This is a genomic window from Streptomyces sp. NRRL S-495 (assembly GCF_000966955.1).
Taxonomy (GTDB): Bacteria; Actinomycetota; Actinomycetes; order Streptomycetales; family Streptomycetaceae; genus Kitasatospora; species Kitasatospora purpeofusca.
This window is the reverse complement of sequence record NZ_JZWY01000320.1, coordinates 18,796-27,426: the sequence shown is the minus strand read 5'-3', so window position 1 is coordinate 27,426 and position 8,631 is coordinate 18,796. Positions and strand designations below refer to the sequence as shown.

Here is an 8,631-nt window from a genome sequence, read left to right as displayed (position 1 = left end):
GTCGGAATCGCATTTCCATTCCATGGCCATGGCATAACGTGTCCATGGCAGGGTCGGCCTTTCGCCGCTCCCGAACCGGGTGGATCCCCCCGAAATACCCGTACTCGAACGGAACTGCGCGCTCCACGACTAGCCCGGATTCATCCCGAGGGTCGATATCCCGACTTCCGGACGCGCGATAGGTTCTGCGCAACGACGCGGTTGTGGGGGGACACCGGGCGTCCGCAGAGTGACCACCGCAGCACCGTCCGCACGTGCGTCGCCGAAACGGGGGAACACTCCTGTCGCGCGCACCGTCGACCCGGTGCACCGGTGCGCCGCCGGCCTGAACGTCCCCGCCATGATCTCTCGGCATCAACCGAGGAGAACAATCATGGACAAACAAGCACCAGTCAGACCCGACCAGGTTTCGGGTGACATCGATCAGCGCGAACTCAGAGCGATATTCGGCCGGTTCGCCACCGGAGTCGCCGTGGTCACCACGAACGTCGGCGGCGAACTGTACGGAATGACCGTGAACTCGTTCACATCGCTTTCGCTGGACCCGCCGCTCGTGCTCTTCTGCGTGCACAGCAGATCCTCCTTCCTCGCCGCACTGGACGTCGGATCGGCGTTCACGGTGAACATCCTGTCCGAACAACAGGCGGACATCTCGACGCTCTTCGCCTCCGGGAGCGACCGCTTCCTCAAGGTGAACTCGCTGCCGGGGCTGGGCCGCAGTCCCGTGCTCACCGCCGCGCTGGCCTATCTGACCTGCGAGGTCGTGCGCGAGGTGGAGGCCGGCGACCACGCGATCGTCATCGGCCGGGTCGCGGACATCGGCCTGCTGCACCGCGACGGCGCACCACTGGTCTTCTTCGGCGGCGCCATGAGGAAGCTCCGCTCGCACCGCTGACATCGAAACGGGGGACGACTCACGGCATGAAATTCAGACTGCTCGGACAGTTACAGGTCTACGGCGACGGGCGTATTCTTACGCCGCAGGCCCACAAATTGCGGGTGTTACTCGCAGCACTCCTGGTGCATCACAACAAGGTCCTCCCGGTCGATTCACTGATCGACGAACTCTGGCCGCAGGGACCGCCGCGGACCGCATTGCAGGCCCTCCGCGTGTACATCTCACAATTGCGCAAGACCTTGCACGGCGGCAGCACCCGCCATCGCGTTTCTCTGGTCAGCGAAGCGCCCGGCTACTACCTTCTGGTGGACCGGGAGTCGATCGACGTGGTCCAGTTCGACCGCCATTGGGCACTCGCCCGGGCGGCCCACGAACTGGATGACCCGGAAGTGGCGCTCCAGCACTACCGGGCGGCCACCGGCCTGTGGAACAGCGCGCCGCTGGTGGACCTCCGGGAGGGTCTGCTGCTCCAGAGCGCGGCCTCGCGCCTGGAGGAATCCTGGCTGGCCGTCCAGGAGAGCCGGATCTCCCTGGAGCTCCGACTCGGCCGGATCCGCGGCGAACTCATCGCGGAGCTGCGCGAGTTGGTCACCCGCTACCCGTTCAACGAGCGCCTCCAGGCCATGCTGATGATCGCCCTGTTCCTCTCCGGGCGCAGCGGGGACGCGCTCCAGGTGTACCGAGGCACCCGCAAGTGCCTGATCGAGGAGCTCGGCATCGAGCCGGGTGACGACCTCCGCCTGGTCCACCAGCTGGTGCTGGACTCCGACCGGACGGCTCTCGAAGGAATCGGACTGTGGACCGCGTGATCCACGAGCGAAGGAGATCGTGATGGGCACGACGGAGAACCCCGGCGCGGACCGGGTGGCACTGGACGACGCGTTCGACGTGATGCTGGTCGGCTGGTCGTTCGTCCGCAGCAAGCTGATGATGACCGCGCTGGACCTCGGCCTGTTCGAGGCGCTCGGCAAACGGCCCGGCACGGTCGAGGAGTTGGCCGAGCGGCTCGGGCTGCACCCGCGGGCCGCGGCGGACTTCCTGGACGCGCTCACCGCGCTGGGCCTGCTGGAGCGCACCGACGGCGTGTACCGCAACGGGCCGGCGGCCGGGCGCAACCTGGTGCCCGGAGCGCCGGGCTACGTCGGCGGGTTCCTGACCATGACCTCGGCCTTCATGGGGACCGGGTGGGACAGCCTGTCGGACCTGCTGCGGACCGGACTGGCACACCGGCAGGAGGGTGCCGAGGTGCCGTTCGCCCAGATCTACCGGGACAAGGAGCGGCTGCGCCAGTTCCTGTCGGCGATGGACAGCCTCAACGGGGCGATCGGACCGGAGCTGGCCCGACGCTTCGACTGGGGGCGACACAAGTCCTTCGTGGACGTCGGCGGCGCCCGGGGCAACCTCGCGGCGCGACTACTGACGGAGCACCCGCACCTGTCCGGGGGCGTCTTCGACCGCCAGGTGATGAAGCCCTTCCTGGACGAGCTGGCCGACGAGCACGGGGTGGCGGACCGGATCGCCTTCCACGGCGGCGACTTCTACGTCGACCGGCTGCCCACCGCCGAGGTGGTGGTGTTCGGCAACGTGCTGCACGACTGCCCGGTGGACGTGCGGCGCGGCCTGATCGCCCAGGCCGCCGCCGGGGTCGGCCCGGGCGGTGCGGTGATCGTCTACGACCCGATGATCGACGACGCCCGCAGCGAGATCGACACCCTGCTGCTCAGCCTGACCATGATGCTGCAGTCCCCCGCGGGCAACGAGTACACGCCGTCCGAATGCGCCGGGTGGATGCGGGAGGCGGGTCTGGAGGTCGAGTCCGTCTTCGACCTGCCCGCCCATGCCACCGCCGTGGTGGGCCGCCGCCCGGCCTGATCGGACGTCCGCACGACGGCCGGGCGCGCCGCTCCCCCGCGCCCGGCCCCACCACGGCCACCGACCGACCGACCACCGACCGACCGACCGGCAGACCGGCAGACCGGCAGACCGGCCACCGCCCGGTCAGTACCGGAACGACACGGCCACCCCCGTCCCGAACGGGTTTGACAGGGGGCCTTCCCCGCCCAGATACTTCGTGAGGTAGCTAATGATTCCCACGGAAACGCGCCTCGCGGCCACCGAAGGGAGAACCCGCCCATGGCGAAGAACTACGTCGACCTGACCGTCATGCTGGTCAGTCACGAGGCCTTCCGACGCGACATCCGCCGACTGGAGGGCGCCGCCGCCCGCAAGGACCTCGACGACCCGGCCGCCCGCAAGCGCGTCCGGACCGGTTGGAACATCCTCAAGACCCAGCTGGCCGTCCACCACGAGGGCGAGGACCGCGACCTCTGGCCGCGGATGGCCAAGGGCCTGTCCGGCAGCCCCGAGCAGCTGTCGACCCTGCGCGAGCTGGAGCAGGAGCACACCCTGATCGACCCCCTGCTCGACGAGGTCGAGCGGGCCATGGCCGACCACGCCACCCGGCCCGAGCAGCTCGGCGAGGCCGTCGCCGCGCTCGGCTCGGCGCTCGACGCGCACCTGCTCCACGAGGAGCGGGACGGCCTGCCCTACGTCCAGGAGGCCCTGACCGAGAAGGAGTGGAAGGCCTTCGTGCTCGACCAGCGCAACAGCCTCGGCTTCAAGGGGGCGGCCGAGTTCTTCCCCTGGGTGCTCGACGAGGCGACCCCGGAGACCGTCGCGAAGATCTCCTCGATCATGCCGGCACCCCTGCGACTGGTCATGAACTCGGTCTGGAAGCCGATGTACAAGGCCCAGGACACCTGGACCAACTCCGGCCACTGACGGCGGTCCCGCCGCCCGTACGCCCCTTCGCGCGTCCGCCCCGCCTGCTTTGATCCCGGCTTAACCCCGCTGTGGAAATGTTCGAACGACCACAGCACCCGGCCCCGGCACGGGGCGGACGCGCGGCTCCCGACAGTCGTCGGCCCGCCGCCCGCCCGCCCCCGCCGGCGACCGGACCGCCGCCCGGCGGGCGGCCGAAGCACGGGAGGGACCATGGGACACGGGATCACCGCGGACGCCGGCGGCTTCAAGCTGGGCCTGTTCGCCGCCAACGCCTCCTCCGGGCTCGCGATCACCACGATCGACGAGCGCTGGTCGGGCAGTTGGGAGGACAACCTGGCGCTGGCCCGGCTCGCGGACCGGGCCGGGATCGACTTCCTGCTCCCGGTCGGCCGCTGGATCGGCTGGCCCGGGACGACCTTCCACGACAGCGTCCTGGAGACCATCACCTGGGCGGGCGGGCTGCTCGCCGCCACCGAACGGATCTCCGTCTTCGCGACCGTGCACAGCGCCCTGCTGCACCCGGTGGTGGCGGCCAAGCAGCTCGCCACCCTCGACCGGATCGGCGGCGGCCGGGCCGGACTGAACATCGTGGCCGGCTGGTACGAGGCCGAGTACGCGGCCTTCGGGCTGGACCTGCCCGGCAGCCCGGCCCAGCGCTACGCGCACGCCCAGGAGTGGTGGGACATCGTCCGGACCCTCTGGAGCAGCGAACAACCCTTCGACCACGACGGCGAGTTCTTCCCCGGGCTGCGCGGGCTGCACGGCAGCCCGCGCCCGGCCGCCGGCCCGCTTCCGGTGATCAACGCCGCCGTCTCGCCCGCCGGGCGTGAATTCGCCGCCCGGAACGCCGACTTCCTGCTCACCGCCACCTTCGACCCGGACCGCGGCTCCGGCCTGGTCACCGAGGCCCGGCGGGCCTCGACGGCCCACCGCGGCCGTCCGGTCGGCGTGCTGTCGAACGCGTTCGTGGTCTGCCGGCCCACCCGCCGCGAGGCCGAGGAGTTCCTCGCGTACTACGCCGACACCCATGCCGACTGGGCCGGGGTGGACACCGTGATGGCCGGGCAGGGCATCAATCCGCAGTCGTTCGGCCCGGAGCAGATCGCCGCCTTCCGGCCCCGCTTCGCCGCCGGCCACGGCGGCCACCCGCTGGTGGGCACGCCCGACGAGATCGTCGCGACGATCGCCCGGTTCGCCGGGGCCGGCGTCACCGGGCTCGCGCTCTCCTTCGTCGACTACCTCGGCGAGCTGGAGTACTTCGCCGCCGAGGTGCTCCCCCGGCTGGAGAAGGCCGGACTGCGCGGCCGCGGTGCATCGATCGGATCTGCGCCCAACTGATCGCGCCTTGACGGCCCTTCGCCTACACTCGCCCGGAACTGAACACGTACTCCGACGGGGTCCGGCCGGCTCCTGCCCGCCGCCCCCCGACGGCTTCCGCCGCGAGGCTCCGCGTTCCCGAACCGAAAGGGGTCTGACCGGATGGTGGCGGTGGCGGTCGTGGGGGCGGACGCGCACAAACGCGACGCACTGGCAGAACGGGTCTCGGCCGTCGACGGGCTGACCCTGATCTCCCAGGACGAACTGGACTTCGAACACGCGGAGTTGGTGGTCGTGGCGGCGGATCAACCCGGCATCGGGCTGATCCGCCGCATCGTGTCGGGCAGCGCCGGCGCCCCGCCGCCGCTCCTGCTGGTGGTGGACGAGCCCTTCGAGGAGCTGACCGGGGCGATCTGGCTCGGCGTCACCGGGATCGTCCTGAGCTCGGCGCCCGATCGTGAACTCGCCGACTGCGCGGCCCTGGTGGCCGGCGGCTGCACCGTGTTCCCGGCGGGGCTCTTCGAGGGCGACCGGTTGCCGGGCGCCGGACTGGCGGTGCACTGGGTGACCGGCCACGGTTCGCAGGCCGCGCTGGACGGTCTGAGCCGACGCGAGCTGGAGGTGCTCGCCCTGGTCGGCGGGGGTCTGAGCAACTCCGAGATCGCCGCCGCGCTGTGGCTGAGCGCCAACACGGTCCGCACCCACATCCGGCGACTGATGCAGAAGCTCGGGCTGCGCAACCGCCTCTGCGTGATCATCTTCGCGCACGAGGCCGGGCTGGTCACCCGCGCCGACGCCGAGGCGGCGGCGGACACCGGGCTCGCGCCCGCGTGCCCCACCGCCGCCGTCCGACCCTAGTGCTCCGACCACTCAGGAGGCGGACGGCCCGATCTCCCCCGCGAAGACGATGACCTGGTCGATGAGGTTCCGCCGCAGATGGACGACGTCCGTTCCCGACAGGCGGGGGCCGCCATCCGGCGTCGTGAAGATCCACTGGTACCGGGCCCACTCGTCCGGCATGTCCACCGCCGAACAGCGCACCATCGTGCCGGTCCCCGCCGGGTGGCGCCGGATGTCCAGCACGAACCGCTCGACCGCCTCGATCCCCTCGGTGCGGCCCAACGGTCCCCAGAAGACCACGTCCGAGGTCAGGGCCTGGGAGAGCAGCGCAGTCACATAGCTGTCGTCCGAGGCGTTGAACGCCGAGATGAACGTGTCGATCGCGGACTGCGCGGTCTCTTCCTGCATGCACCATTCATACCAGTTGCCTCGCGGACCGCGCTCGTCCGTGAGCCGTCTCCCGGCCACGGTGAACCATCCCGGTCACAGCACCAGAACCTCCGACGGACGGCCGGGGGCCGCCCGCGCAGGCCCCGGCCGTCCGCCCCTCGGTCGCCCGTCCGTCTGTCCGACAGACAGGCAGGCAGGCAGACCGTCACACCCGGTACATCCGCCGGACCATCGCCCGCAGCAGCCGGCGCGGCATCACACTCAGCAGGTACGGCTGGGGCTTGTACCCCGCGCCCGGCGTGACGAAGGGCCGACCCTTCGCCACCGCGTCCAGCGCGTCCGCCGCGATCCGTTGCGGTACCAGCCAGCCCAGTTTCGGAAGCCCCGCCGGGTCCACCCCGGCCGCCTCGTGGAACTCGGTGCGCACCAGCCCGGTCCGCACGGTGGTCACGTGCACCCCGCTCGCCGCGGTCTCCAGGAAGAGGCTCTCGCCGAACGCCCCCAGGAACGCCTTGCTCGCCCCGTACACGGCCGAGCGGGGCATCGGCAGCACCGAGACGATCGACGAGACGTTCACTATCCCGCCCCGTCCGAGCCGCCCCATCGGGCCCAGCACCGCATGGCTCAGCAGCACGGGGGCGACCAGGTTGACCCGGATCTGGTGTGCCTCGCGCTCGACCGGAAGGTCCGCGAACAGGCCGGCCGAGCCGTATCCGGCGCAGTTGACCAGGAGGTCCACCGGCCGCTCCGGGTCGCCGGCCCGGCGCACCACCGCGGCCAGGTCCTCCTCCCGGCCGAGGTCCGCGGCCAGCACCTCGGTGCCGACGCCGTACCGCTCGCCGAGCCGTGCCGCCAGTTCCTTCAGCCGCTCCTCGCGGCGCGCCACCAGGACGACGGCGGCGCCGCGGCGGGCCAGTTCCTCCGCGAAGGCCGCGCCGATGCCGCTGGACGCACCGGTGACCAGCGCCCGCTGGTAGGGGTAGGGCATGTCGGTGTCTCCGTCCGTTCCGTGGGGCCGGCGCGCCGCGGCGGGGGCGGCGCGGCGCGCCGGCCGGATCATGGGGTCTTCTCCAGGACGGCGGCCGGGGCGCGACCCGACGGGTCCGCACCACGCGCGCCGTCCACGCCGTCCACGCCGTCCACGGCGTCCGCCGTGTCGTCCCGGGCGTAGGCCCGCCGCGGCACCAGTGGCCCCGCCATCGCGGTGGTGACCAGCGCCATCAGCACCATCATGGTGAACATCCGGGTGTCCAGGACGCCCATCCGCACGCCCGCGTTGAGGATGATCAGCTCGGTCAGCCCGCGGGTGTTCATCAGCACGCCGAGCACCGAGGAGTCCCGCCAGGAGAGGCCGGACAGTCGGGCCGGACCGAGCGTCCCGCCGAACTTGCCGAGGCAGGCGACCGCGATCACCGCGGCCAGCTCCAGCAGACCCGCCGAGCCGAGCCCGGTGACGTCCACCGACAGACCGGTGGCGATGAAGAAGATCGGCAGCAGCAGGGTCGTGCAGTGCTCCAGCGGCACGCCCACGGCGGCCTTGAGCGAGCGCAGCGTGCCGCGCGGCATCACCAGGCCGAAGGTGAACGCGCCGAAGATGGCGTCGAGTCCGATCCGGTGCGTGGTCCAACCGGCTGCGAAGACACCGGCGGCGACCACCGGCAGCAGCCGGGCCGACACCACGCCGTCCTTGGTCATCCGGGTCACCAGCCGGGCCAGCAGCGGGCGGACCGCGCCGACCAGGACGGCGCCGTACAGCGCGGACCCGACCAGGATGGTGGTCAGGTGCCCGGAGCCGCCACCGGCCGCGACCAGCGAGACCACCGCGAGCATGCACCAGGCGAGCGCGTCCCCGACCGCCGCGCTGGCCAGTGCGAGGATGCCCACCGGGGTCATCTGGAGCCGGTGGTCCTGGATGATCCGGGCCAGTACCGGGAAGGCGGTGATCGCCATCGCGGTACCGATGAAGAGCACGAACGCCGGGCGGGCCACCTCGTGGCCGGCGACCGTGCGGTGGCCGTCCCAGAGCCACCACGCGAGCGCCGCACCGAGGCCGAAGGGCAGCACCATGGCGGACAGCGAGATACCGAGGACCGCCTTGCGGCGGGCCCGGATCTGCCCGAGGTCGGCCTCCCAGCCGATCAGGAACATGAAGAACAGGATGCCCACCTGGGCGATGGCCGACAGATTGGTGCGCACCGCCGGGGGGAAGAGGGTGGCGGGCAGGTCTCCGGGGAGGAGGCCGAGCAGGCTGGGGCCGAGCACGATGCCGGCGAGGATCTCGGCGATCACCGGCGGCTGGCGCAACCGGCGCAGCACCGGGATCAGCACCGCGCCGGCGACCAGCACCAGCGCGGCGCCCGCGACCGTCTCCGCGAGGACCGTCGCAGAGTCCTGGGCCATCG

The 8,631-nt window shown here is 71.5% G+C and carries 9 protein-coding genes; 6 read left to right on the top strand and 3 right to left on the bottom strand.

The features are described from left to right. The first annotated feature begins 340 nt into the window (after positions 1 to 340). The 6 genes from VR45_RS17640 (at position 341) to VR45_RS42415 (ending at position 5,857) form a co-directional block, all read left to right on the top strand. Positions 341 to 895, top strand: coding sequence for a flavin reductase family protein (locus VR45_RS17640; RefSeq protein ID WP_353612697.1), 555 nt, complete (start codon positions 341 to 343; stop codon positions 893 to 895). A 26-nt stretch (positions 896 to 921) separates the two neighbouring features. Next, a complete protein-coding gene (locus tag VR45_RS43340; protein ID WP_045940719.1) occupies positions 922 to 1,707 on the top strand; it encodes an AfsR/SARP family transcriptional regulator in 786 nt (261 codons plus the stop codon). Between the two features lie 22 nt (positions 1,708 to 1,729). Then, positions 1,730 to 2,770 carry a methyltransferase gene (locus VR45_RS17630; protein WP_045940718.1) on the top strand — a complete coding sequence of 347 codons (1,041 nt, stop codon included), beginning with the start codon at positions 1,730 to 1,732 and terminating at the stop codon, positions 2,768 to 2,770. Positions 2,771 to 3,031: 261 nt separating this feature from the next. Next, a complete protein-coding gene (locus VR45_RS17625) occupies positions 3,032 to 3,679 on the top strand; it encodes a hemerythrin domain-containing protein (protein ID WP_045940717.1) in 648 nt (215 codons plus the stop codon). 213 nt (positions 3,680 to 3,892) lie between these two features. Then, on the top strand, positions 3,893 to 5,020 hold the full coding sequence (locus VR45_RS17620) for an LLM class flavin-dependent oxidoreductase (protein WP_045940716.1): 1,128 nt from the start codon (positions 3,893 to 3,895) through the stop codon (positions 5,018 to 5,020). A 141-nt stretch (positions 5,021 to 5,161) separates the two neighbouring features. Next, on the top strand, positions 5,162 to 5,857 hold the full coding sequence (locus VR45_RS42415) for a response regulator transcription factor (RefSeq protein WP_052709170.1): 696 nt from the start codon (positions 5,162 to 5,164) through the stop codon (positions 5,855 to 5,857). Between the two features lie 12 nt (positions 5,858 to 5,869). On the opposite strand, the gene VR45_RS17610 is transcribed toward VR45_RS42415, so the two are convergent. From VR45_RS17610 to VR45_RS17600, 3 genes are all read right to left on the bottom strand, one after another. Continuing rightward, positions 5,870 to 6,247: a nuclear transport factor 2 family protein gene (locus VR45_RS17610; RefSeq protein WP_045940715.1), complete on the bottom strand. Its 378-nt coding sequence runs from the start codon at positions 6,245 to 6,247 to the stop codon at positions 5,870 to 5,872. Between the two features lie 187 nt (positions 6,248 to 6,434). Beyond that, positions 6,435 to 7,217: an SDR family oxidoreductase gene (locus VR45_RS17605; RefSeq protein ID WP_045940732.1), complete on the bottom strand. Its 783-nt coding sequence runs from the start codon at positions 7,215 to 7,217 to the stop codon at positions 6,435 to 6,437. Positions 7,218 to 7,285: 68 nt separating this feature from the next. Continuing rightward, the gene (locus tag VR45_RS17600; protein WP_078896616.1) at positions 7,286 to 8,629 is read right to left on the bottom strand and encodes a cation:proton antiporter; all 1,344 of its coding nucleotides are present in this window, start codon (positions 8,627 to 8,629) and stop codon (positions 7,286 to 7,288) included. Positions 8,630 to 8,631: the final 2 nt, after the last annotated feature.

What these genes read in the sequence shown, in the direction of transcription:
- VR45_RS17640 (WP_353612697.1), top strand. Translation starts at nt 341, where the DNA reads ATGATCTCTCGGCATCAACCGAGGAGAACAATCATGGACAAACAAGCA.
- VR45_RS43340 (WP_045940719.1), top strand. Translation starts at nt 922, where the DNA reads ATGAAATTCAGACTGCTCGGACAGTTACAGGTCTACGGCGACGGGCGT.
- VR45_RS17630 (WP_045940718.1), top strand. Translation starts at nt 1,730, where the DNA reads ATGGGCACGACGGAGAACCCCGGCGCGGACCGGGTGGCACTGGACGAC.
- VR45_RS17625 (WP_045940717.1), top strand. Translation starts at nt 3,032, where the DNA reads ATGGCGAAGAACTACGTCGACCTGACCGTCATGCTGGTCAGTCACGAG.
- VR45_RS17620 (WP_045940716.1), top strand. Translation starts at nt 3,893, where the DNA reads ATGGGACACGGGATCACCGCGGACGCCGGCGGCTTCAAGCTGGGCCTG.
- VR45_RS42415 (WP_052709170.1), top strand. Translation starts at nt 5,162, where the DNA reads ATGGTGGCGGTGGCGGTCGTGGGGGCGGACGCGCACAAACGCGACGCA.
- VR45_RS17610 (WP_045940715.1), bottom strand. Translation starts at nt 6,247, where the DNA reads ATGCAGGAAGAGACCGCGCAGTCCGCGATCGACACGTTCATCTCGGCG.
- VR45_RS17605 (WP_045940732.1), bottom strand. Translation starts at nt 7,217, where the DNA reads ATGCCCTACCCCTACCAGCGGGCGCTGGTCACCGGTGCGTCCAGCGGC.
- VR45_RS17600 (WP_078896616.1), bottom strand. Translation starts at nt 8,629, where the DNA reads ATGGCCCAGGACTCTGCGACGGTCCTCGCGGAGACGGTCGCGGGCGCC.